The sequence below is a fragment of the Thermostichus sp. MS-CIW-26 genome (assembly GCF_054059115.1).
The window spans coordinates 53597-75740 of sequence record NZ_JBSSBV010000002.1 but is presented as its reverse complement, the minus strand read 5'-3'; the positions used below and the strand labels follow the sequence as shown (position 1 = coordinate 75740).

General features: G+C 58.8%; 19 protein-coding genes and 1 tRNA gene. 10 read left to right on the top strand and 10 right to left on the bottom strand.

The annotated features are described in order from the left end of the window. Position 1: 1 nt before the first annotated feature. Positions 2 to 1429, bottom strand: a complete 1428-nt coding sequence (locus ACVWZU_RS01240) for a folate/biopterin family MFS transporter (protein WP_414389660.1) — start codon at positions 1427 to 1429, stop codon at positions 2 to 4. A gap of 441 nt (positions 1430 to 1870) precedes the next feature. Here ACVWZU_RS01240 and ACVWZU_RS01235 point away from each other — a divergent pair, with 441 nt between their 5' ends. After that, positions 1871 to 2782: an alpha/beta fold hydrolase gene (locus tag ACVWZU_RS01235; RefSeq protein ID WP_457442941.1), complete on the top strand. Its 912-nt coding sequence runs from the start codon at positions 1871 to 1873 to the stop codon at positions 2780 to 2782. Here the strand turns inward: ACVWZU_RS01235 and ACVWZU_RS01230 are convergent. Then, positions 2779 to 3234 carry an HHL1-like protein gene (locus tag ACVWZU_RS01230; RefSeq protein WP_457442939.1) on the bottom strand — a complete coding sequence of 152 codons (456 nt, stop codon included), beginning with the start codon at positions 3232 to 3234 and terminating at the stop codon, positions 2779 to 2781. The two genes, ACVWZU_RS01235 and ACVWZU_RS01230, sit on opposite strands and share 4 nt — an antisense overlap. A 143-nt stretch (positions 3235 to 3377) precedes the next feature. Here ACVWZU_RS01230 and ACVWZU_RS01225 point away from each other — a divergent pair. Next, a tRNA-Pro gene (locus ACVWZU_RS01225) sits at positions 3378 to 3451 on the top strand. A gap of 182 nt (positions 3452 to 3633) precedes the next feature. Here the strand turns inward: ACVWZU_RS01225 and ACVWZU_RS01220 are convergent. The 5 genes from ACVWZU_RS01220 to ACVWZU_RS01200 form a co-directional block, all read right to left on the bottom strand. After that, positions 3634 to 6225: a DUF3536 domain-containing protein gene (locus ACVWZU_RS01220; protein WP_457442937.1), complete on the bottom strand. Its 2592-nt coding sequence runs from the start codon at positions 6223 to 6225 to the stop codon at positions 3634 to 3636. Positions 6226 to 6520: 295 nt separating this feature from the next. Next, positions 6521 to 7543: a phospho-N-acetylmuramoyl-pentapeptide-transferase gene (mraY, locus tag ACVWZU_RS01215; RefSeq protein WP_457443029.1), complete on the bottom strand. Its 1023-nt coding sequence runs from the start codon at positions 7541 to 7543 to the stop codon at positions 6521 to 6523. Between the two features lie 148 nt (positions 7544 to 7691). Continuing rightward, a complete protein-coding gene (locus tag ACVWZU_RS01210; protein WP_457442935.1) occupies positions 7692 to 10067 on the bottom strand; it encodes a phosphoketolase family protein in 2376 nt (791 codons plus the stop codon). A 111-nt stretch (positions 10068 to 10178) separates the two neighbouring features. After that, a complete protein-coding gene (locus ACVWZU_RS01205; RefSeq protein ID WP_457442933.1) occupies positions 10179 to 11294 on the bottom strand; it encodes a pentapeptide repeat-containing protein in 1116 nt (371 codons plus the stop codon). 22 nt (positions 11295 to 11316) lie between these two features. Further along, positions 11317 to 11691: a DUF1257 domain-containing protein gene (locus tag ACVWZU_RS01200; protein WP_414357757.1), complete on the bottom strand. Its 375-nt coding sequence runs from the start codon at positions 11689 to 11691 to the stop codon at positions 11317 to 11319. Between the two features lie 1306 nt (positions 11692 to 12997). On the opposite strand from ACVWZU_RS01200, the gene ACVWZU_RS01195 reads away from it, so the two are divergent. After that, positions 12998 to 13957, top strand: coding sequence for a sigma-70 family RNA polymerase sigma factor (locus ACVWZU_RS01195; RefSeq protein WP_011432772.1), 960 nt, complete (start codon positions 12998 to 13000; stop codon positions 13955 to 13957). Between the two features lie 9 nt (positions 13958 to 13966). Here the strand turns inward: ACVWZU_RS01195 and gcvT are convergent, their stop codons facing one another. Continuing rightward, positions 13967 to 15091, bottom strand: a complete 1125-nt coding sequence (gene gcvT / locus ACVWZU_RS01190; protein WP_414413391.1) for a glycine cleavage system aminomethyltransferase GcvT — start codon at positions 15089 to 15091, stop codon at positions 13967 to 13969. An 82-nt stretch (positions 15092 to 15173) separates the two neighbouring features. Here gcvT and ACVWZU_RS01185 point away from each other — a divergent pair, with 82 nt between their 5' ends. Together ACVWZU_RS01185 and ACVWZU_RS01180 are read left to right on the top strand one after the other, a co-directional pair. Beyond that, positions 15174 to 15263: a VOC family protein gene (locus ACVWZU_RS01185; RefSeq protein WP_457442931.1), complete on the top strand. Its 90-nt coding sequence runs from the start codon at positions 15174 to 15176 to the stop codon at positions 15261 to 15263. Positions 15264 to 15347: 84 nt separating this feature from the next. Beyond that, a complete protein-coding gene (locus ACVWZU_RS01180; RefSeq protein ID WP_011432770.1) occupies positions 15348 to 16055 on the top strand; it encodes an RNA-guided endonuclease InsQ/TnpB family protein in 708 nt (235 codons plus the stop codon). 169 nt (positions 16056 to 16224) lie between these two features. Here the strand turns inward: ACVWZU_RS01180 and ACVWZU_RS01175 are convergent, their stop codons facing one another. Beyond that, positions 16225 to 17364: an energy transducer TonB gene (locus ACVWZU_RS01175; RefSeq protein WP_011432769.1), complete on the bottom strand. Its 1140-nt coding sequence runs from the start codon at positions 17362 to 17364 to the stop codon at positions 16225 to 16227. Between the two features lie 299 nt (positions 17365 to 17663). On the opposite strand from ACVWZU_RS01175, the gene ACVWZU_RS01170 reads away from it, so the two are divergent. Then, the gene (locus ACVWZU_RS01170) at positions 17664 to 18140 is read left to right on the top strand and encodes a VOC family protein (protein ID WP_414382198.1); all 477 of its coding nucleotides are present in this window, start codon (positions 17664 to 17666) and stop codon (positions 18138 to 18140) included. A gap of 18 nt (positions 18141 to 18158) precedes the next feature. Next, positions 18159 to 19040: a Tab2/Atab2 family RNA-binding protein gene (locus tag ACVWZU_RS01165; protein ID WP_011432767.1), complete on the top strand. Its 882-nt coding sequence runs from the start codon at positions 18159 to 18161 to the stop codon at positions 19038 to 19040. A 353-nt stretch (positions 19041 to 19393) separates the two neighbouring features. Here ACVWZU_RS01165 and psbQ read toward each other — a convergent pair whose 3' ends face one another. Further along, complete coding sequence (gene psbQ, locus ACVWZU_RS01160; protein ID WP_414349863.1) at positions 19394 to 19837, bottom strand: photosystem II protein PsbQ; 444 nt, start codon at positions 19835 to 19837, stop codon at positions 19394 to 19396. A gap of 143 nt (positions 19838 to 19980) precedes the next feature. Between psbQ and ACVWZU_RS01155 the strand changes: the two genes are divergently transcribed. The 3 genes from ACVWZU_RS01155 (at position 19981) to ACVWZU_RS01145 (ending at position 22140) form a co-directional block, all read left to right on the top strand. Next, entirely contained in the window at positions 19981 to 21159 is a 1179-nt protein-coding gene (locus ACVWZU_RS01155; RefSeq protein WP_414332153.1) for a TRC40/GET3/ArsA family transport-energizing ATPase, read from the top strand. 133 nt (positions 21160 to 21292) lie between these two features. Continuing rightward, positions 21293 to 21859: a thylakoid membrane photosystem I accumulation factor gene (locus tag ACVWZU_RS01150; RefSeq protein ID WP_414388589.1), complete on the top strand. Its 567-nt coding sequence runs from the start codon at positions 21293 to 21295 to the stop codon at positions 21857 to 21859. Beyond that, a complete protein-coding gene (locus ACVWZU_RS01145) occupies positions 21856 to 22140 on the top strand; it encodes a hypothetical protein (protein WP_041436379.1) in 285 nt (94 codons plus the stop codon). Before ACVWZU_RS01150 ends, ACVWZU_RS01145 begins: the two co-directional genes overlap by 4 nt. Positions 22141 to 22144 lie beyond the last annotated feature (4 nt).

Here is a 22144-nt window from a genome sequence, read left to right as displayed (position 1 = left end):
TTTAGGTTGGGTCGGTTTCGGCCAGAGAGACCCCTTCCATCGCCAAGGCTGTCTCCGCTTCTTCTGCCTGCACATCCCGCAGAAAGGATTCCAGAGAGGCATGGGCTTCCGCCTCCAGTTCTGCTCCGCCAAGGGTTATGCTCTCTTCCGGCAGCCAGCCCAAAAACGGCAGGGGCAAGAGGGTAGAAAGGTTGGTCAGGATCAGCAGCAGCCCCAGCCGGCTGAAATCGGTCTCCGTTACCCCCAGCCCATGCATCAGCAGGGATCCCAGCTCTTGGGAGAGAAACCCCGCCAAATTAAAGGCCGACATCAGCAGAGCAAAGAGGGTGGCCTCGATCCCAGGGGGGCAGAGGCGGGCGGCCAAGACCAGCACTGGCATAAAGGCAATTTGTCCTGCCACCGTCAGCACCAGGCTGTCCCCCAAGCTAAACCAATGATCGTCGATGCCCCAATCCCGGTTGAGGTGATAGACCAAGATAAGGCTGGTCAGGCCCAACCCTGCCGAGATCACCGTCATCCAGCCGAACAGGGGCCGCAGTGGGAGCCGCCGCAGGTACACTTGGAAGATCCCTACCCCCAGCAAACTGGCGATGCTGGTAACCAAGCGCACCTGACCCAAAAATTCCGGCCCAAAGCCGAGATCGTTGGTGACAAAGTAAAAAAGAGCCGCATCGGCGCTGGGAGTGGCCTGCCAAACGAACACAAACAGCACCGGCAGCAAAATGCTGGGTTGCCGCAGCGCCCGCCACACCTGCCCCACCTGTTGTTGCAAGGGATCCCAGCCCTGGGACAACGCCACCGGTTGATCGGCAATAACCCAAGCTGCCAGAGCGATGAACAACGGCAAAAAGGCCGTCAGCCCAAACACCACCTGCGGCGGATAATGGGCTAAGAGCGCTCCTCCCAAATAGGCGGTGAGCAGGGATCCCAAGGCCGTTGCTCCCCAAGTTAAAGATTGCAGCGTGCCCGTCCCCGCCCAGTCACTGCCGTGTACCCGCTCCACCACCAGCGAATCTACGATTACATCCCCTACCGCCACCGCCAGGGATCCCAAAACCATCCACAGGGTGGCCAGACCAGCCGTCGGTGCCCACAGGGCCATCCCCAGCCAAGCCCCACACCCCAGAAGCCCTGACAACAAGAGGTAGGGACGACGCCGATAGCCCGCCACCGGTACGGTATCCGACAGCAGGCCGTAGAGGGGCTTGAGGATCCAGGGGCTCATGGCAACGCCCATCAACGCCGCCACCTGAGACGGGCTGAGGCCCAAGCTATCCTTCAGGTAAAAGCTGGTGGCCAGCCGTGCCAGCCCCACCGCCCCCTGCACAAAGTACACCAAGAGGATTCCGAACAATTCCGGCGTCCAGTGGATATCCCGCAGCGGGGTCAGGGTGGATTGGTGCAGCCGTTGCAGCAGAGGATGAATCATGAGCGGTCGCAGTGTAGCGAGATGTTAGTTGGTGCGGTGTTGCCTTGGCAACAGCAAAACCATAAGAATCTTAACAGTCTCTTCACCTTAACCTGTCCAACTGGCTTCCGGCTCCGACCTCCTTGGACGGGTTGCGCTTCCCAGCGCTCTTTCTGCTCAACCCAGCCGAGCTACAAAATCTACAAAATAATGAGGTCGAAATGAGGTCGAAAGCTGATCCCCGGGTGCTATGCCATCCAGCCAAGGGCGGGGATCCCAAGAAGTCCAGCATGCTTTCGTCCCATGTTGACCGGCCCAACCCCACCTCGGCGGCACCTGAACCCGCAACTGCAGCAGCAGGCAGGGCAGTAGAGACGGGAGACAAAGGCATTCCGAAGCTATGATGAACAGGGATGGCTCTGAGTTTCTACCTACATCTTTAACTGGGTCTGTTTTCAGGCTGTGCTGACTGCTTCTCCTGCCGGTTCTGCGGCTGAGGCCATTGCTCCTTTTGCTCCCCAAGTCTGGAGCTGGCGCGGACATGCCATTCGCTACGTGGTGCAGGGATCCGGATCCCCGCTGGTCTTGGTGCATGGATTTGGGGCTTCCATCGGCCATTGGCGGCACAACATCCCCGTGCTGGCTGCGGCAGGATACCGGGTCTATGCCCTGGATTTGCTGGGGTTTGGCGGCTCGGCCAAGCCTGCTCTCCCCTACACCTTGGATCTGTGGGCGGAGTTGCTGGTGGATTTTTGGCAGCAGCACATTCAGCAGCCTGCTGTGTTTATCGGCAATTCCATTGGTGCCTTGCTCAGCTTGATCATGGCCGCCCGGCATCCCCAGTTAACGGCAGGAGCAGTGTTGCTCAACTGCGCCGGGGGGTTGAACCATCGCTCCCATGAGCTCAACCCGATTTTCCGCCTTTTCATGAGTGTTTTCACCGCTCTGGCGGCTTCTCCGGTGACGGGGCCGTTTTTGTTCGATCGGGTGCGGCAGCGGCAGCGTATTCGCGCAACTCTGGAGCAGGTGTACCGCAACCCCGCCGCCATTACGGATGAGCTGGTGGAGATTCTCTATGCCCCTTCCTGTGATGTGGGCGCTCAGCAGGTGTTTGCCTCGATTCTCACCGCTCCCCCTGGCCCAACTCCTGAAGCCCTATTGCCTCAGGTGCGCTGCCCGCTGTTGGTGCTCTGGGGAGAAGGGGATCCCTGGACGCCCATTCAACGGGGTCGCGGCTTTCAAAACCACGTGAAAGGGATCGACTACCAGTTCTTGCCCATTCCCAATACAGGCCATTGCCCCCACGACGAGCGCCCAGAGGTGGTCAACCCTCTGATTTTGAGCTGGCTGCCCAGGGCCTTTGCGGCGGTCTAAGCTTTTTTGGAGGTTCCTTTGCTGGAGAGGCCCAACCAGCTCCGCATCTTGGCCACCCAAACTTGAAGGGGCGAGGGCTGGGGGCGGATCGCCACCTGGATCGGCTCGTCCTGAAAGTCCTTGTCCTTGAGGCGAAACCCAAACTCCAGCTCGTCTTTCACTTTGCCAAGACGGGGGAACAGCCTGACGGCTGCTTTTTTGAGTTCTTCCTCGTTTTGGAAAATGGCCTGGTGAATGGCGCTGGAACGCCCCACTGCTAGGGATCCCACCGGCAGCCAAGGGTTGGGCTGGCCAGGCGCGGGCTGGCGACGGCGGGCAAAGATGTTGAACTCCGGCATCCCCTTGGCTTTCAGCTCGTCGTACCGTTGGGCGGCTTCCTTGCGCTTGGCAGTGTTGGAGCTGGCCGGTTTTTTCTCAGGCTTGGATTTGCGGAAACCCTTAGACGGATTCATACTTGGGCTGACGAGAGGGGGGATTTTTGCAGCTTAGCGCAGATCGGATCCCCTTCTCTGCTGGGGATCCCTTGTCCTCATTGTCCGTAGCCGGCGTGCTATACTTGTTGAGCTTCGGCGGGCGGTTAAAGGGGCCTGTCAGTCGGGATGTAGCGCAGCTTGGTAGCGCACTTCGTTCGGGACGAAGGGGTCGCAGGTTCGAATCCTGTCATCCCGATAGGCTTGAAGTTCACTTAGCTGTCAACTGGTAGTTTTTCGGGTCAGGGTGAGACGCCTGGGCTGCTGAGAAAAGCCCTACAAGCCTGTGCATTATTGCTCCGCAATGCTGACGCGAAGATGCGACGACGCGACCAACGTTTTGGGTGTAGGTGCAGTGTCCTATTTTGAATTGAAATGACCCTAATCTTGGAGTTGTAAGTGACGCAGCCAGGCGTTGACGTTAACCCGAATCCGCTGCCCAACCTGTAAGAGGCGGTGCAGGTTTTCGGCAGAAATGTCTCGGCAGTCTTCTTGGGGCCAAGCTGGGCAACGCGGGCCAATTTGACGCTCCAGCGCTGTCAGATAGAGCTCTTGCAGGCGATCCAAGTTGATGGGCAGGCGCAGGTCTGCAGCCAATTGCAGCCATTCTTCCAGGTTGTAGAGCTGTTCGCCGAAGGTCTCCGGCTCAAAAGCGTGGGCAAGGTGCCACATCCCCCGCTGTAGGAGCCGATCCAGAACCCGGGCTGCCTCTTCCCGCCGCAACTGACACCCCAACTGCTCGGCCTCGCGCACAATTGCCCGCAATTCCAGCAGGTGATCCCGCTTGCCCTCTTCCATTTCCATCGCCCGCAAACTGGTCAACAGGCGTTGGTTGAGGGTGATCTGAGTGGCAGCCAACAACTCTTCCGGGATCGGCAGGCCGTCGGCCCGAAAGGCCATCAAGACCCCGTAATTGTCCAGGTAGGTTTGGCGGTAGAGCTGGGCCAGGCGGTCTAGGGTATCTTGAGTGAGCCAGCGCATCATCTGCTGCCGATCTTCGTCGTCGAGGGCGTTCAAGTCGAAGGTTTCCGGCCCAAACAGATCTTGCAGGATCAGGATCATCTGGATCCGACTGTGGGATCCGGCCAGCAGCCGCGCTTTTATCTGCTCGTAGATGCGCCGCCCAGCGAACGGCTTGACGCCACATTGAAAGTCCCAGCCGCCGAGATGGAGCATGGCGTAGATTAGATCGTGCTCTTCGCGGGTGGTGGGAAAAGTGAGCTTCACCCGCCCGATAGCCAGTGTCGACCCGCCTATCGTCAGGCGCTCTTGATCCACTTGATCCAGCACATATCCTTGGGAACGGGGGATCCCGTTAAACAGGGAAAACATGGCGTGCCGGGCCACCAGCCGCTGCGGGCTGATCAAGCTGGGGCGCACCAAGGCGCAATAGACCCCCTTGCCGTCTCTGTAGAGGTCGAGGTTGCTGGGGGCCTTGCTCAGGCGCTGTAAAAACTCCTCTTCTAGGTTGACATCCGCCACTGCTGCTGCCAACTGGATAGCCCGTGCCGCGTAGCGCAGGATCTGCACCCCTTCAGGACGGGATAGCTCCTCGAAAAACCAGCCACAACTGGTGAACATCAACTGGCTGTAGCGCTGCATCTCCAACAGACGCAAGACCTGCACCCGATCTTCAGCGGTGAGGCGGTGGCTTTGGTGCTCCTGCAAAAAGGCATCACAGCGCTCCCGATCCAAAATCACCTCGATGTAACGATCCCGCGCCAGCCAGGGATCCCGCAGGTAGGCTCTGGCTTCTGTCTCGTAGATCTCGGCTAGCTGATCCCGCAGCCAGTTGAGGGCCTCCCGCAGCGGTTGCCGCCAGCGTTGGTGCCACCCTCCCACCGCTCCACAGCCACAGTCTCGCGACCACCGTCCTACCCCGTGGGCACAGCTCCAGGCGGTGACCGGTTTCAGTTGCACCTCCCAAGTGGGGGGATGTTGGCTGAGAAAATGGCTGTAATTGCCCACCTGCCAGCCCCGGCGGGGAAATTCCTCGCAAAAGGCATAGGCCAGTGTGCGTTCTACACCCCGCTTGTGGTGGCCAAAAGTCTCGCCATCGGTGGCACAGTTGACCAGATAGGCTTCCCCCTCTTTGTCCGAGCGCAGAGCGGAACGGATCCGCTCCGCCAGCGAATAAGTACTGTAAACGATATCCCCAAAGCCCAAGTCACGGGAAATGGGGCCATCGAAAAAGAAAATATCCAAGTACCCCTCCCGGTCGGGGGTAAAGCAGCGGTAGGGCCGGCGGGGATCGATCTGGCCTTGGCTGACATCGATCCACTCGGTTTGTCCCAAGGGGCGAATGCGCTGCGCTTGGCTGGGGGCCAAAATGACGAAGCGGATCCCACACTCAACCAAGGCTGTGACCGTTGCTGCATCGATAGCGGTTTCGGCCAGCCACATGCCCTGGGGATGGCGCCCGAAGCGGTGTTGGAAATCGGCAATTCCCCAGCGGATCTGGGTGTACTTGTCTCGCTCGTTGGCCAGGGGCAGGATGACGTGGTTGTACACTTGGGCAATGGCATTGCCATGACCCTCAAGCCGCTCGGCGCTGAGACGGTCGCCGGCCAAAATGCGTTGGTAAACTTCAATGTCATGCTCCTCTAACCAAGAGAGGAGAGTGGGGCCGAAGTTAAAACTCAGGAATTCATAGTTGTTGACAATGCGCACCACCCGTCCTTGGTCGTCCAGAACGCGGGCAAAGGCGTTGGGGCGGTAACATTCCGCCCAAATGCGCTCGTTCCAGTCGTGAAAGGGGCTGGCGCTCGGCTGTCGCTGAATGCGGTTGAGGCAGGGATCCTCTCGGGGCGGCTGATAGAAATGGCCGTGCAACACCACGTACGGCCGCGCAGAGGAAAGCTCAGCAGCACCTGCCGGAGAAGGAGCCGCTTGCATCGGCGGGTCGGAGACCAAATCGCTGTGCCCTGACTGTGCCGCTGGCCTATCGGAATTTTTGGAGCCACTCGGCATCATGAGATTACACTCCTTTTAGAGGCCTCCAACTGGGTTACAGGGGAAGGCAATGTTAACTTAAGTTCATATCTATACGTTACAGCGATCCCCGATCTGCAACGGTGAATGTAAAAGATTCAGTTGGAAATTTGACAGGGAACAAACATCGGTCAGTAATCTTTGCGTTTTCCTCACAACAGAAGGGATCCCGGGACTTAGCGGGTGGGGGCCGATCTGCCGGTGGCCATTTCCCACGCCGAACAACCCGTTTGAGGTCAGGCCCCCATTGGAATCCCGGTGGATCCCCAGCTCGAACTCACATTCCGGTCCAGTGCCACCAGGCCCAGCCCAGCCCCACCAGCAGCGCCGTTATCCCATAGAGGGATCCCACCACCTGCACCTCCGACCAGCCCCCCAGCTCCAGATGGTGGTGCAAGGGCGACATGCGCAACAGCCGTCTGCCTGTGCCGGTTTTGCGTTTGGTGTATTGGAAGTAGCCCACCTGCAGCATCACCGACAGCGCCTCTGCCACCAGCACTCCCCCCATCAGGGCCAAGGCCCAGAGCTGATCCCCCAGCAGCGCCAACCCGGCCAGAGCGCCCCCCAACCCCAGGGATCCGGTATCGCCCATGAACAGCCGCGCCCGGTGGTGGTTGTGAACCAGGAACCCCAAGCAGGCACCGCTCAGGGTGAAAGCCAACACCGATAGCTCTGGATCCCTGTGAAGGAGCCCCAGCCCAATCAGCAGGATGGCCACCACCCCTGCCGCCAAGCCGTCCATACCATCGGTGAGGTTTACGGCATTATTGGTGCCCACCAACACAAACAGGGCCAAGGGCCAGAACAGCCAGCCCAGAGAGAGGGTGCCTATCCCCGGCAAGGTCAGACTGGTCGGGATCCCCTGCCAGGCCAGGTAGACACAAAACCCAAGGGCAACTCCCACCTGGAGCAACAGCTTGTGTTGGGGAGACAACCCCTTGTTGGATTGCTGTCGGATCACCAGCCAATCGTCCAGCCAGCCGACAAAGCTGTAGGCCAGCGTGAGCAGCGCGACGGCCAGCCAATGGGGATCCCAGCCGCTCCAGATCCCGGCCACCAGTAGCCCCACGGGCAAAAAGCTGATCCCGCCCATGGTGGGTGTGCCTGCTTTTTTCTGGTGGGATTGGGGCCCCTCCTGGCGGATCACTTGCCCCGCCTTCCAGCGCCGCAACCCGGGGATGAGCAGGGATCCCAGCAGGGCCGAACCCAACGCGCTCAATCCAAAAGGAACGACCACCTGGGGGCGGATCCCAATCACAAGGGCCGAGAGGGCTAAACCCAGCCCCAGCGAGAGCGCCATCCCGCCCCACTCTGTTTCTTCCAGCTCCAGATCGGGAAGTGTATCCGCATCCACTCTTTCTGAACCCCTCACACCCTCAACCTCCAAACCCTCAAAAACTCTATCCTGCCAGAGCTCAGAGGCGAAAGTTAGTTGAGTGGGGATCCCTTCAGTAGGGCCACTTCCAGTTGCGCACCTCCGGCAGATCTTCCCCGTGTTTGCAGATGTACTGCTTGTGCTCCACCAGCTTGTCCCGGATAAGCTGCTGGACGTGATCCCGCCGGTACTTGAAGCGATCCACCCGCTCCAAGACGTCGTTGGCCAAGTTAAAGCGATCCACCTCGTTGAGGACACACATGTCGAAGGGGGTGGTGGTGGTGCCCTCCTCCTTGTAGCCGCGCACGTGCAAGTTGTGGTGGTTGGGACGGCGGTAGGTGAGGCGGTGGATGAGCCAAGGATAGCCGTGGAAGGCAAACACGATGGGCTTGTCGGGGGTGAAGATACTGACAAACTCCTTGTCGCTAATGCCGTGGGGGTGTTCGCTGGGCGGCTGCAGCTTCATTAGGTTCACCACGTTCACCACCCGGATCTTGATCTCCGGCAGGTGCTGCCGCAAAAAGTCCACCGCCGCCAGGGTTTCCATCGTCGGCACATCGCCACAGCAGGCCATGACCACATCCGGCTCTGAACCCTGATCGTTGCTGGCCCATTCCCAGATGCCCAAGCCCTGGGTGCAGTGCTTGATGGCCGCATCCATGTCCAGGTACTGCAGGGCCGGCTGTTTGCCCGCCACGATCACATTCACGTAGTGGCGACTGCGCAGACAGTGGTCGGCCACCGAGAGCAAAGTATTGGTATCCGGGGGCAGGTAGACGCGGATGATTTCGGCCTTTTTGTTGACCACGTGATCCAAAAAGCCGGGATCCTGATGGCTGAAGCCGTTGTGATCCTGCCGCCACACGTGGGAAGTCAGCAGGTAGTTGAGGGAAGGGATGGGCCGCCGCCAAGGAATGTGCCGAGTGGTTTTCAACCATTTGGCGTGTTGGTTGAACATCGAGTCCACCAGGTGGATAAAGGCTTCGTAACAGGAGAAGAACCCGTGTCGCCCGGTCAGCAGATAGCCTTCTAGCCAGCCCTGACAGACGTGCTCGCTGAGGATCTCCATCACCCGTCCATCTGGGGAGAGGTGCTCGTCGCAATCGTAGATGGGAGCTACCCAGGTGCGGTCGCTGGCCTCAAACACAGCATCCAAGCGGTTGGAAGCCGTCTCGTCGGGGCCAAAGAGGCGGAAGTTGTGGGGGTTGAGCTTCATCACATCCCGCAGAAATTGCCCCAGAACTCGGGTGGCTTCGGCTTCGGTGGTGCCGGGGCGGGGGACAGGCACGGCGTAGCGACGGAAATCCGGCATTTTCAGCTCCCGCGTCAGCAGGCCGCCGTTGGCGTGGGGCAAAGCCCCCATGCGTTTTTCCCCTTTGGGGGCCAGCTCTTGCAGCTCCGGCAGCAGACGGCCATTTTCATCGAAGAGTTCTTCCGGCTTGTAGCTGCGCATCCAGTCCTCCAGAGCCTTGAGGTGCTCCGGTTTTTTGGCCAGATCCGCCAGGGGCACTTGGTGGGAGCGCCAGAAATCTTCCACCTTTTTGCCGTCCACCTCTTTGGGGCCGGTCCAGCCTTTGGGAGTGCGCAGGATGATCATCGGCCACTGGGGACGAGTGGGATCCCCTTTGCTGCGGGCATGCTGCTGGATTTCTTGGATCTCGTGGATCACCGTGTCCAAAGTGGCGGCCATCAACTGGTGCATCTCTGCCGGCTCGCAGCCTTCTACGAAGTAGGGTTTGTAGCCGTAGCCCACAAACAGATTTTGCAGCTCGTCACGGCTGAGGCGGGCCAAAACGGTGGGATTGGCGATCTTGTAGCCGTTCAGGTGCAGAATCGGCAGCACTGCTCCATCGTGGATGGGGTTGAGGAACTTGTTGGAATGCCAGGAAGCGGCCAAGGGGCCGGTTTCCGCTTCTCCATCCCCCACCACACAGGCCACCAGCAGATCGGGGTTATCAAAGGCAGCCCCAAAGGCGTGGGCCAGGGCATAGCCCAGTTCTCCCCCCTCGTGGATGGAGCCGGGGGTTTCCGGGGCTACATGGCTGGGCACGCCGCCGGGGAAGGAGAATTGCTTGAACAGCTTGCGCATGCCTTCGGCGTCTTGGCCGATGTTGGGATACACCTCGCTGTAGGTGCCTTCCAAGTAGGTGTTGGCCACTAGAGCAGGGCCACCGTGGCCGGGGCCGGTGATGTAGAGGATGTTGAGGTTTTCCCGTTTGATGATGCGGTTGAGATGCACGTAGATGAAGTTCAACCCGGGTGTGGTGCCCCAGTGCCCCAGCAGGCGTGGCTTCACATGTTCCAGTTTTAGGGGTTCTCGCAGCAGCGGGTTGTCCATCAAATAGATTTGCCCGACCGACAGATAGTTGGCGGCCCGCCAGTAGGCATCCATTTTGCGAAGCTCGTCGGCGGTGAGCGGTTTTGTCGAGAGCTGTTCTGCCAGAACCATAGCTGTACCCCATAGGTATCTCTACTCCTATGGTGATCCGGGTTTGCCCAATTGCCGGGGGATCTTGGGATTCCTTTGGATTTGGCTCATTGGGTGAGCGGTAGGCACCTGTTACCACCACCAGGGCTTGATCGGGGTGCCGTCGGGAAAGATCAAGCCGGCAATCCGGGATCCGCTGTGCTTTAACCCTTCGATCTGAGCTCCTTCCAGGTTGGCTTGGGTTAGGTTGGCCCCGCTGACATCGGCCCGCCGCAGGTTAGCCCCCTGAAACTGGGCCTGACGCAGCTCGGCGCCGCTGAGATTGGCCCCTTCCAGGTCGGCATTTTGCAAGTTGGCCCCCCGCAAGTCCGCTCGCTGTAGGTTGGCTCCCCCCAAGTCCGCTCCCTCTAGGTTGGATCCACGCAGATCGGCCCGGTTCAGATCCGCTCCCCTCAGCCGGATCTGACAGAGCACCAGTTCCCGCAGATCGGCTTTGCTCAGGTCTTGGCCGGAGAAATCCTGTCCCTGTCCCCCCCAGTTCTGCAACTGCCAGATGTGGCGCACCCGTTCTTCTAGGTGGGTCTCTTCCGAAAGCTGGGATCCCCGCAGGCTGGTGCCGCTAACTTTTACCCCCCTCAGGTCGGATCCCCGCAGGTCGGCTCCCTGTAAGTCGGCTCCGCTCAGCTTGGCCCCTTGCAAATCCGCTTGGCGCAAATCCGTTTGCCGCAGCCGGGCGCCGTTGAAGTTGCAAAAGCGCAAGTTGGCCCGCCTCAGGTTGGCCTCCCACAGGTTGATCCCCCCCAGCCGTGCTTCTTGAAGGTCGGCTCCCTCCAGGTCTGCATAGGCAAAATCCCGCTCCCCCCGCCGATAGGCCACGATCACCCCTTGCGCTCCCCCCACCGGGCGAAAAGGGCTGTAGGTGCGACAGGCCCGTTCTGCCTCCGGCTGGCCAAGCTGAGACAACAGCCGCCAAGCTGCCAAGCGGACTGCCCAAGAGCTATTGCCGGCGAGGGCTTCAATGAGTTCGGCCAGGCCCGCCGACCCGTACTGCAGCAACTGGGATAGCGTGGCTAAGCGCACGGCTTCATCGCTATGGGCGAGTCGTCTCCGCGCCCCCTCGATACCTCCCAACACCAAGGCATGGGCCGGGGCGCTCCCGGTTGCCGTTTGCCCCCCCAACACCAGATCCCAAGGTTGGGGCCGGGATCCCTGGTCAGTCCTGACAGCCGGCTGAGGCTTACCTACCATGGGCGGATGCCGATGGGCCTAGCTATACCCAACGCCCCACCACCACGCGGATGGTGCCATCCTCCAGCACTTCTTCGGCCTCGATGGCATAGCCCTGCTCACGGGCTGAGCGCAGCAAACTTTTGTGGGCATAGCGCTGCAAGATCGGCTCCAGAAAGGTCTTGGGATCGATGCCCGCCCCCCACAGATCGGCCACCAGCTCGTAGTGATCCCCGTTGCGGCGAAACCCGATGTCGAAGCCATTTTTCTGACGGATCACCAAGTCGGCACGGGTGCGGTTCCAGAGATAGCCCCGCAGGCTGGTATCCCGCTGCACGGCGTAGCCCAATTCCTTCAGGGTCTCTTCCAGGAGATCGGCGTCTTTGATTTGCACTTGCAGGGTGGTGAAGTGAGACATGGCAGATCCAATCCTTTGACGGATGGAGATTGGGATCCTCACTATAAAGCCCCCTTGCAGTTATGGAAGAAATTTGACATAACCCCCTGCCTAAAGGCGGGAGATTCTGGTTCCTGGTTCTGCGGCAGCACTTACCGCCTTGGGTTGCCCCTCCAAAGCAGCGGTGCTCATCTCCCCAGGCGTTCCCCCAAGCGCTCCGCGCCGCTGATGCGAATGCGGGGCGGTTCCCTCTCGCGCCAGCGGGACAGAGTCCTTATGCCCCTAGGCACCGTTGCAAACAACAACCACAAAACCTATCGAGGCTGTATCCGGTCGTGAGACTGTTGGGCTTTTAAAGCGGCTGACTACCCTGCTGTCGCAGGCAGCGTAGCACAAAGCCGCCCTAGTCGCGTCAGCGGGCCGTAGGCCTTAGGGCGGGGCTTTAAACCCAGTTTTTTGGTCAACCATCCCGCAGCGGGTCGCGCGAGCGGAACGGAGTTCCCATTTTTTCCCTTAAGAGTGCAGCACACCTGGGCCTGGATGGCGGCTGGACTGCTCAGAGCAGGGTTGACCTGACCTGCCTTGTTATGTGGGTGCGCGCTGCGGCGTTGGCGATGGCGGTGCAGAGCACCGATGCCGGGGATCCGCGCCTAGCGTGTTCGGTGATACAGAAATCTTAGATCTGCATCTAGTGTCCAAAGTCGAGTATTGGCGATAACTTCCACTAGGTTTAGAGGCAGAAGCAAAAACCCGTCCCACAGGGATCCGTCCTCATCTGTTTCCGGCTGAGGTTGTCGGCGATGACGTGCCAAATTCACCTCAAGGCATTCCAAAAACCTGCTGATGAACCTTTCTATTCCCTGCCGAGCAAGCCCTTCCGATAGTTCTGCAAACAGAAATATCCATTTCTAGTTCTAACAAAATGAGTGAAAAAATTTGCTTTCTTAGCTTATGAGCAATCTGATTTGGCATCAAAAACTTGTTGATTGTTTAGAACAATCTTTCGTAACTTTCCTAAGCCTTAAATCCAGGCTTATGAAATGGTTAATTTCTCGGCCACCCTTTTAGTAGAGTTTTTAATCAACAAAATGGGCAGCTAGACGCTCCTAATAGAGTCTAGTGAGCCAGACTCAATAAATTTAGTGAGTCAAGCACTCGATTCTGGCTCAAGTTTTTAGAGTTAAAGCCTTTACGAAAGGGCTTTTGTGCTGGTATGAATAAGGTGCTGTTTGCAGAAAGGTCAGCTTCACACAGGAAGACGGCTTGATGCAACAACAGGAGAAGTGGCGATTCTGACAGGACATGAATTTATGGTGTGGGGTTTGATATGTCAGAAAGTCTTGACTTGCAAGATGCGGTGGGGCGTTTCTTAAAGACGATTGGCCGCTACTCGTTGCTCACCGCTGAAGAAGAGCTCCGCCTGGCTCACCAGGTGCAGCGGATGGTGACGCTCTTGGAGCAACGGCAGCCCCATGAGTCTGTGGAAGGTTGGAGCCAGCGGCTGGGGATCCCTTTAGCAGAGCTGCAGCAGATCCTGCGGCAGGGGGAAGCAGCCAAGAAACGAATGGTGGAGTGTAACCTCCGCTTGGTGGTGTCGATTGCCAAGCGCTATCGCAATCGAGGCTTGCCGTTTCTGGATCTGATTCAGGAAGGCACCATCGGCCTCACCCGCGCCGTGGAAAAGTTCGATCCCACCCGTGGCTACAAGTTCTCCACCTATGCCACTTGGTGGATCCGGCAAAGCGTGAACCGGGGCATCCAAAACAAGGGGCGGATGATCCGTCTGCCGGCCCACATGTACGAAAAGGTCTCCCAGGTGAAGCGGCGCTACCGCGAGTTATCTGCCGAAAGGGGATCCCGTCCCCAAGCGGAAGAAGTTTTTGATTCTCTGGATATTGGCGATAACTACCGGGAGCTGATCACCCGCCACATGGCAGAGATGCGTTCCTTGAATGTGGGGGTAGGGGATGAAGACGGCACCGAGCTGCAGCACTTCATCCCAGATGAAGACAACGACCCTGTTGAACACCTAACCCAGCTTGCCCGTCGAGAGGAAGTCCGCGCGCTGGTGGGCCAACTGAGTGAACGAGAACGACAGGTGATCGTGGCTCGCTATGGGCTGGATGGATCGAGGGGCCTAACGCTGCGGGAAATTGGGGAGCACATCGGCCTTTCGCGAGAGCGAGTCCGACAAATTGAGCGGCGGGCCTTGCGGAAATTGCGGCGGCTGCAACAGGAATACTCCACGCCCAAAGCTGCCAAACCCTGGGTTAACGGGAACCTGTAACCGTTTGCGTCAGCGGTGCGCAGCACTGTAGAAAGGTTTTTTCACCACTTCGGCAGGCTGGCGCTGCCCCCGAATTTCAATTTCCAGCCGGGATCCCACCTTGGCCCAAGCCGGAGCGACATAGCCCAAGCCGATGCCGTAGCCCAAACTGGGAGAATGGGTGCCGCTGGTTACCCGTCCGATCGGCTCAGGGGAGTTGGGAGCGTAGATGGCATAGCCGCTGCGGGGGATGGCCGGATGCAGCATGCGAAACCCCACCAGGTGGCGAGGGATCCCTTGCTGCCGTTGGCTTTCGATGGCGGGCTTGCCGATGTAGTCCCCTGGGTTGTTCACCAACCAGCCCAAGCCGGCTTCTAAGGGAGTGGTGCTCTCGTCCATGTCCTGCCCGTAAAGATGGAAGGCAGCCTCCAGGCGCAGGGTATCGCGGCAGCCCAGCCCACAGGGTTGTACGCCGGCCTGAATCAGTTGCTCCCAAAGGCGGATGCCGTCTTCGGGGCTGAGCATGACTTCAAAGCCATCTTCTCCGGTGTAGCCAGTGCGGGCCACGAAGATAGACTCTCCCAAGGCTCCCGCCGCTCCGGCAAACTGACCGTGCTGAAACCGGCGCAAAGCCTTCAGGGATCCCTCCAAAAAGGGCTGGAGAACCTGTTCGGCTGCCGGCCCCTGCACCGCCAACAAGACCCGAGTGTCGGAGTGATCCTGAAGGTTGACTCCGGGGATCCCTTGGAAGTGGTGGTTGAGCCAATCCCAATCCTTCTGCCGGGTAGCTGCATTGACGATCACGCTCCAGTGCTCCAGCTCACCCTCCGGTGGATGCCGGTAGAAGATGACATCATCCAAAATGCCCCCCAGTGGATTGAGCAGGACGGTGTAGCGACCGGATCCCACAGGAACGGCGCTCAGATCGCTGGGAACCAGACGGCTGAGGTGGGATCCCAGCTCCGGCCCCCAGAGGGTGAACTTGCCCATGTGGGAAATGTCGAATGTCCCCACCCTCTCCCGCACTGCCCGATGTTCTGCTATCACTCCCCGATACTGCAGCGGCATTTCCCAGCCGGCAAAAGAGACAAATCGCGCCCCCAAAGCTTGATGAAGGGAGAACAAGGGGGTGCGTTGCAGAGGCGTTTGGCTCATCAAGGGATCCTCAGCGGTCTAAAGACTAAAAGGTCAAAGACTAAAATAAGTGCAGCATCGCCCATTTCTCGGAGCTTGTGCCATGCGCCTTCTCCACACCATGATCCGCGTCGGCAACCTGGAGCGCTCCCTGCAGTTTTACCGAAAAAACGCCGTAAAGCCCTGCCCTTGAGGGCAGGGATGTAAGGCGCAGACCGTTTTATCCCTTCAGGAACGCTGTTCGCGGTAGCGGTGCGTAGCACTTTAAAATAGCAATATGTTGGTCAGAGAAGCCAAGCTGCTCAACGGCACAGCAGAGCAGTACCAAGCTCTGGATGAAGCCATTCGCACTGCGCAGTTTGTGCAAAACAAGTGTCTACGGTACTGGATGGATAACCGGGGCGCGACCAAAGCGGTTCTGTATTCCCTCTGCAAGGACTTGGCCAAAGAGTTCCCCTTCGCCCGCCAGCTCAATTCTGCCGCCCGTCAAGCTAGTGCCGAAAGAGCTTGGTCTGCCCTCTCCAACTTCTACCGCCGTTGCAAGAACAAAGAGCCAAGGAAAGGCTATCCGCAGTTCAAGAAGAACTGTCGGTCGGTCGAGTACAAGCTGTCCGGCTGGAAGCTGTCTCCTGACGGCATGTCCATCACGTTCACCGACGGCTTCAACGCAGGAACATTTGCCTTGTACTGCAATGGTGAGGCAAGACACCATATCCTAAACTCCAAAATCAATCGGGTGCGGGTGATACGCAGGGCAGATGGGTACTATGCCCAGTTCTGCTTGGATGTGGAGCGCAAGGAGCAGGGAGAATACACAGGCAATGTTATTGGCATTGACTTGGGCTGGAAGGCTTTCTACACCGACCAGAACGGCAACTCTGTAGAGTGTCCAAAGTTTCTCAGACGCAGCGAAAGGAGGTTAAAGCAGCACCAGCGCAGATTAAGTCAGTATCGGGAGGAATACACAACTTCACTTGCCTTGTGATATAACTTGTGATATAATAATACTGCGGACACCAGGAACGGTTGTTTAAGGCACTGGTAACGGTCGATTGGGGGTGTCGTAAACCATCCCAGAGGTCCGTGGTTAGTTTACTAACTGCAGGGCTACTAAAAGCCTACTCTGTACCGCGAAGCAGTCAGGGTCGGGTAGTTTACTTGGCGGATCCCCCTACAGTCAACTGGCCCAGCACGTTGATATCAAAGGTGAAATTAATTGTCACCGAGTTGCCCTCATAAGCCTCAGGCAGGGGCAGGAAGGGGGCTGCCCTCTGGATAGCCGTCAGCGCCGCATCGTCTGTTTGTTGGCTGCCGGACGTGCGCCCCAGGCGAATGCTCTGCAGATCGCCAGCTCGACCCACTGTAAAGATCACCACTGTGCGGCGCGAGGTACCGGTCTGCCCAGGGATCCAATTTTGCTCCACTTTCCGCTGCAAAGCGGCCAGCCAGGGGCCCCAATCCACATCGGCCCGCGCTGCCACACTGGGGGGATTGGGAGCGGATTGGGTGGGGTTGGCCAATCCACTGGCTCCACTGCCCTGGATCCCGGCCCCATTGCTGGGAGCAGAAGCACTGACCGGAGGTCCCAACTGGGAAGAATCAGAGGGCCGCTGGGCGGGAAGAACCTCTGTCACCGGTTGCGGAGCGGGCGGAACGGGAGCCAATTGGCTGGGATCCGAAACCCGCTCGCTTGGCTGTATGGGCAAGGGCTCCGCAGTTGGCGGGGGAGTGGGCCTTGGGGAGGGAGCAGCCGCCACAGGCGGTGGAGTTTGGGTCGGAGTAGGTCTGGGGACAGGCGTGGGAGGGGGCGGTGCCGCAGTCGGGGTCGCGGTGGGCTGAGGGGGAGCGGGGGTTGGGGTAGGCGTGGGCTTGGGTGGAGGGGTTGGAGTTGGGGTTGCCAGGGCAACTGCAGCCGGGGCAGGTGGTGGTGGAACAGGGGCAGGCGGTGGCGGTGGTTGGGGTCTTGGCGGCGGCGGCGGAGGGGCCTCCTGGGGAGGGGCGGCCTGAGATTGAGGTGGACTGCCTTGAGACGGAGGGGCTTCTACCCGCTCACCCCCATCGCGGGAATCAACTTCTGAAACCAGATCTGCTTCCTCTGGGGGCTGCAGATCTTCTGGATCCAGAAGGATAAACTCAATGGCTTCTTGTTCTGGCTCGCGAGTGAGCCAAAGCCGCCCCAAGTGGAGCAATCCCAGCAGCACCAGCACGTGCAGCAGCAGCGACAGCGCCACCATCCAAAAAAAGTTGCGAGATTCATCCTCGCGGCGGCGCTGCTCAATCCAGATGCTGGTCATAGCCAAGATTGCCCTTTCCTTTCTTCAACGCTCTCAACACACCGAGTTGTCTGTTGCAGACTGGGCCACGGGGGTAACACCCCAGCTAGTGTTATAGCATCCGAGCAGTTGGCACTCCTGCGCAAAGGCGTATAGTCTATCTCGGGCTCGGGAAGGGATCCCACCTTGCAGCAGCTCTAAGATCGCCTACCTTGAAAAGAGCGGGGATCCCATTAGCCGGGGAAAAGCCCCACAGCTCGGGGTGCTGGCTCTGATGTTGGCTGGTGGGGCACTTTTGGTGGCTTTTTAGGAGCGACGTTATGGAACCCATCCGCTTTCATCTGGCCTTTCCAGTTGCCGATATTGCCTTGGCCAAGGCCTACTACGGCGATGGCTTGGGCTGTGAGATCGGTCGAGAAACCTCTGCTGCCGTTATTTTTAACCTGTACGGCCATCAACTGGTGGCCCACCTCACCCACGAAGAGCTGACGCCCCAGCGGGGCATCTACCCTCGTCATTTTGGCCTGATCTTCCCTACCCAAGGGGATTGGCAGGCGCTGGCCGACCGTGCCTTGGCGCGGGCCTTGCCCTTTTATCAAGAGCCGCGCTGGCGCTTTGTTGGCACCCCCTTGGAGCATGGCACCTTCTTTTTGCAGGATCCCTTCCATAACCTGCTGGAGTTTAAGTACTACCGCAACGCTTCCGCCATTTTCGGGGAGCGGGAATTGGCCTTGGTCGGGGACAGTGCTTCCCACCGCTCGCGCGAACGATCCCCGGCCCGCTCAAGTGGCATGTAGTGCAAACAGGAGGAACCTTTGGCCACTCAACCCCTGCGTTCTGGCCCTGCGCGCGGCCCTATCTGGCAGATGGATTTCAACGCCGTCCCCCTGCGGGATGAGCAGAACCGAAGGGTTTGGGAGCTGTTGGTATGCGATCCCACCGGCCGGTTTCGCCAAGCGCAGTATTGCAGTAACCAAGAGGTGAATAGCACCTGGGTGGCACGACAGTTGCGGAGCTACCTCGAAGCGGCTCCCCAGCCTCCCTCGGCCATTCGTGTGTTTCGAGCCCGCATGAGTTCCATCCTGCAACGGGCCTGCGATGCGGTTGGGATCCCGATGCTGCCCAGTCGTCGCGTTTACACCCTCAAAGCTTGGATGCGAGAACGGGCAGAGCAGGTTTACCCTCAAGAGACTCAGTTTACCTACAGCCCCGAACCTCCTGTGGATCCGGATCCGCCGGATCCCATCCGTCTGCCGGACAAGTTGCAGGGAGAACGCTGGGCCTTCGTGACCTTGCGAGCTGAGGATCTGCGGGAAGCCGACGCCTGGCCGATAGAATTTGGCGAGCTTTTTCCGGTTGCCTGGGACACTTTGACGCCCGACACATTGGCACCAGTGGTGCGGAGCACCCTCATTCCCGGCTTGGTGATTACCTCGCAGCGGGCTTTGCCGATGGCAGCCTGGATGAGCGGTATGGAACCCGCCTACTTGAGTGTGGCAGACGGACGGCTACTGCTCGAGGCGGGCCTCAACGATTGTTATCTGTTTGCACAATTGAGAGATGAAACACTGCGAACAGAGGCAGAAGTCTTTGCCCAGCGCCAGCAGCAGGCCCAGGGGCTCCACTTTCTTGCCATTCAAACCGATCTCAGGGCCCAGTCTTTCGCCGGCTTCTGGCTGATGCAACATCCGCTGTAAGTAGCAGCCGTTACAGCCTGTTTGTAAATTACAGTCATTTCAAACTAGATTGAGACACTCCCCAAACGCTCCGCGCCGCTGCCGCGACCACCCCCAGCTCCTCTCCCAGAGGGAGAGGGGAGTTAGAGACCAATGCGACAGAAATGTTTCATTACCTGTTTAAAAAATGACTACACTACTTGAAATGACTGCGTTTTCGATTCAAACTAGGGCCCTGCATCCGCACCCAAAACCTTGAATGCGCAGGGCCAGAAGGCTTTTCAAGGACTCCGTCCCGCTGGCGCGATCAGTGGCCCAGGCGTCTCACCCTAACCTGAAACGACGCTATTCGCCAAAGAGAGAAGGGATCCTCACTAGGAAAACACAGCCTCCAGCGCCTGCAAGGTCTTTTTCACCTTGGCCTGGGCTGCCTCCACCTCGGGTTGGTCATAGGCTTTGGCGGCAAAGTCTAGTTGTTCTAAGCTGCGGCCCATCTCCTTAGCCAGGCGCAGCACTTCCCGCTTTTGTTTATCTGGCAGGGTAGCCGCCAGGCCGGTCAAGGTCTTACGAGTGAGTCCCATCGGCCCGTGGATGTAGGAGCGGATCTCCAACCAGTCCTCCGCCTCCACCAGGCTTTGCAGCCGCTCTACCTGTTGCTCCAGTTGTTGCAGCTCTCGGGGCAGGCCAGCAGCCGCTTGCACAGAAAGGGATCCCAGCCACAGCCCCAATGTCAGGATGGCAACCAGCAACACACTCCGCCAGCGACAGATCATCACATACCTCCCACATGCCTGCAACAGGCTTGACTTCTTGGCCATGATTGCCATCAGCTTTTTGGCAATCATTTGGTAATCAAATGAATAGTTTACCCGCTGGCTGCACCTCAGCCCCTTGGCTGCCTCTCGAAGAGCACAGCAAATCGGTTAGGCTAGGGATGTAAAAGAATGTAAATGGCACTCTCATGCAACGCATCATCCTCATGACCGGCAAGGGTGGAGTCGGCAAAACCTCGATGGCGGCGGCGACCGGCTGGCGTTGTGCCGAGATTGGCCTGAAAACTTTGGTGCTGAGCACAGATCCGGCCCACTCTTTGGCCGATAGCTTCGATCAGCCCTTGGGCCACGAGCCGGTCGAGGTCAAACCCAACCTTTGGGGAGCGGAGTTGGACGCCCTCAACGAACTGGAGCTGAATTGGGGATCCGTCAAAACCTACATTACCCAGGTGTTGCAGGCGCGAGGGCTAGATGGGGTGCAGGCACAGGAGCTGGCGATTTTGCCAGGGATGGATGAGATCTTTGCCCTAGTGCGGGTGAATCGCCATTACGACGAAGGCAAGTTCGATGTGTTGATCATCGACTCGGCCCCTACAGGCACGGCCCTGCGCCTCTTGAGCCTGCCGGATGTTTCGGGCTGGTACATGCGCAGGTTCTACAAACCCCTGCAGGGGCTGGCGCAAATGCTGCGTCCTATTGCCGAGCCGATTGTGAAGGGGCTGACCGGGATCCCGCTGCCGAATGACCAGGTGCTGGATGCTCCTTATGAGTTCTATCAGAAGATTGAGCGGCTGGAGCGCATCCTCACCAACAACCGCATCACCTCAGTGCGGCTGGTCACTAACCCCGAAAAGATGGTGATCAAAGAATCGCTGCGGGCCCACGCCTACCTCAGCCTTTACGGGGTGGCCACCGATTTGGTGATTGCCAACCGCATCTTGCCCGATGGAGTGGTGGATCCCTACTTTGCCGCCTGGAAGGCAGCCCAACAGAAATATCGCCAGGAAATCCACGAAAACTTTGCCCCCCTGCCGGTCTTCGAGATCCCGCTGTACTCCGAGGAGTTGGTGGGATGGGACGCCCTAGCCCGCCTGAAAAAAGACCTCTGGGGGGATCGCAACCCGGCGGACGTGCTCTATGCCGAGCAAACCCTGAATGTGGTAACCGACAACGGCCAGTACCGGCTGGATCTTTACTTGCCCGGGATCCCGAAAGAGCAGGTGGAATTGACCAAAACCGGGGATGAGCTGAACATCCGCATCGGCAACCACCGCCGCAACTTGGTTCTGCCCCAGACTTTAGCGGCCATGACCCCGGCCCGCGCCAAGATGGAAGAAGACTACCTGCGCATTCATTTTGCTGCTTGAGGCTGTAGCTGCTCTTGGTTGCGTCAGTGTTGAACGGCAACGGGGCAGCGTCAGCGCCAGATGGCACAATGAGGGTGTTCCCTACTTCTAAAGATGGATCGCCGAGGATCCCTTCTCAGAAGAGGATGAGATCATGCCGTTGCTTCGTATCTTCCTGGTGGCTCTGCTCATCGCTTTGACAGGTTGGTTTTCCCCTCCCGCCAGCGCCCTGCTCAACGACGACCGTTACGATGGCAACATCTTTGCCCTCTACGGGGCCAATGGCGGCATGATCCCCCCCCGCGTTTCCTTGAAGCAGGCGAAAGAGCAAGGGATCCCGGCCCTCCTCGTGTATTACATCGATGACAGTAGCGATTGCAAAAAATACGCCGCCACCATTGCCAACCTGCAGGTTCGCTACGGGCTGGGGGTCTATTTCATCCCCTATTCCGTCGATTCCCTCCTGCCCGGCGACGAGCGCGGCCAATACTACACCGGACAAGTGCCTCAAACCCTCCTCTTCGACCCAGAGGGAAATATCGTCTATCAATCCGTCGGCAACCGCCCCATCACCGAGGTGGAAAACGCTATTCGCGCCCTCTTCAAGTTGGATCCCGTTCCCCCAGGGCTGATCAAAGCCAAACCCTTCAACGAGATCCAAACCGGATTTGCCGGATCCCGTTCTCCCCAAGCCTACCCCCCCACAAAAGCCCAGCCGTGACGGCCAATCCCGATCCCTTTGATCCTCTCGAGGCTCTGCAGGAAAAACTCCAGAGTCTCCAGGCTCGTCTTGCCGACCTCAGAGAATTGGAGCGCATAGCCCAGCTTTCCCCTGAACAATGGGCCGAAATCCAAGCTGAAGCCAGTCAACTGGAGCAACGCCTGCAGGCTTATGTGCTAGAGGTGTTTAATCCTGTCCCCGCTACCTTTTGGCAGGTGGTACGCTTCGGCGGCCTTGGCCTGCTGCTGGGCATTGCCCTGCAGCGCTGGGTGCTGAGCTAGCCAG

Bases quoted from the DNA above. Each gene is read 5' to 3' on its own strand.
- ACVWZU_RS01240 (WP_414389660.1), bottom strand. From the start codon at position 1,429: ATGATTCATCCTCTGCTGCAACGGCTGCACCAATCCACCCTGACCCCG.
- ACVWZU_RS01230 (WP_457442939.1), bottom strand. From the start codon at position 3,234: ATGAATCCGTCTAAGGGTTTCCGCAAATCCAAGCCTGAGAAAAAACCG.
- ACVWZU_RS01220 (WP_457442937.1), bottom strand. From the start codon at position 6,225: ATGATGCCGAGTGGCTCCAAAAATTCCGATAGGCCAGCGGCACAGTCA.
- mraY (WP_457443029.1), bottom strand. From the start codon at position 7,543: ATGGCGCTCTCGCTGGGGCTGGGTTTAGCCCTCTCGGCCCTTGTGATT.
- ACVWZU_RS01210 (WP_457442935.1), bottom strand. From the start codon at position 10,067: ATGGTTCTGGCAGAACAGCTCTCGACAAAACCGCTCACCGCCGACGAG.
- ACVWZU_RS01205 (WP_457442933.1), bottom strand. From the start codon at position 11,294: ATGGTAGGTAAGCCTCAGCCGGCTGTCAGGACTGACCAGGGATCCCGG.
- ACVWZU_RS01200 (WP_414357757.1), bottom strand. From the start codon at position 11,691: ATGTCTCACTTCACCACCCTGCAAGTGCAAATCAAAGACGCCGATCTC.
- ACVWZU_RS01195 (WP_011432772.1), top strand. From the start codon at position 12,998: ATGTCAGAAAGTCTTGACTTGCAAGATGCGGTGGGGCGTTTCTTAAAG.
- gcvT (WP_414413391.1), bottom strand. From the start codon at position 15,091: ATGAGCCAAACGCCTCTGCAACGCACCCCCTTGTTCTCCCTTCATCAA.
- ACVWZU_RS01185 (WP_457442931.1), top strand. From the start codon at position 15,174: ATGCGCCTTCTCCACACCATGATCCGCGTCGGCAACCTGGAGCGCTCC.
- ACVWZU_RS01180 (WP_011432770.1), top strand. From the start codon at position 15,348: ATGTTGGTCAGAGAAGCCAAGCTGCTCAACGGCACAGCAGAGCAGTAC.
- ACVWZU_RS01175 (WP_011432769.1), bottom strand. From the start codon at position 17,364: ATGACCAGCATCTGGATTGAGCAGCGCCGCCGCGAGGATGAATCTCGC.
- ACVWZU_RS01170 (WP_414382198.1), top strand. From the start codon at position 17,664: ATGGAACCCATCCGCTTTCATCTGGCCTTTCCAGTTGCCGATATTGCC.
- psbQ (WP_414349863.1), bottom strand. From the start codon at position 19,837: ATGGCCAAGAAGTCAAGCCTGTTGCAGGCATGTGGGAGGTATGTGATG.
- ACVWZU_RS01155 (WP_414332153.1), top strand. From the start codon at position 19,981: ATGCAACGCATCATCCTCATGACCGGCAAGGGTGGAGTCGGCAAAACC.
- ACVWZU_RS01150 (WP_414388589.1), top strand. From the start codon at position 21,293: ATGCCGTTGCTTCGTATCTTCCTGGTGGCTCTGCTCATCGCTTTGACA.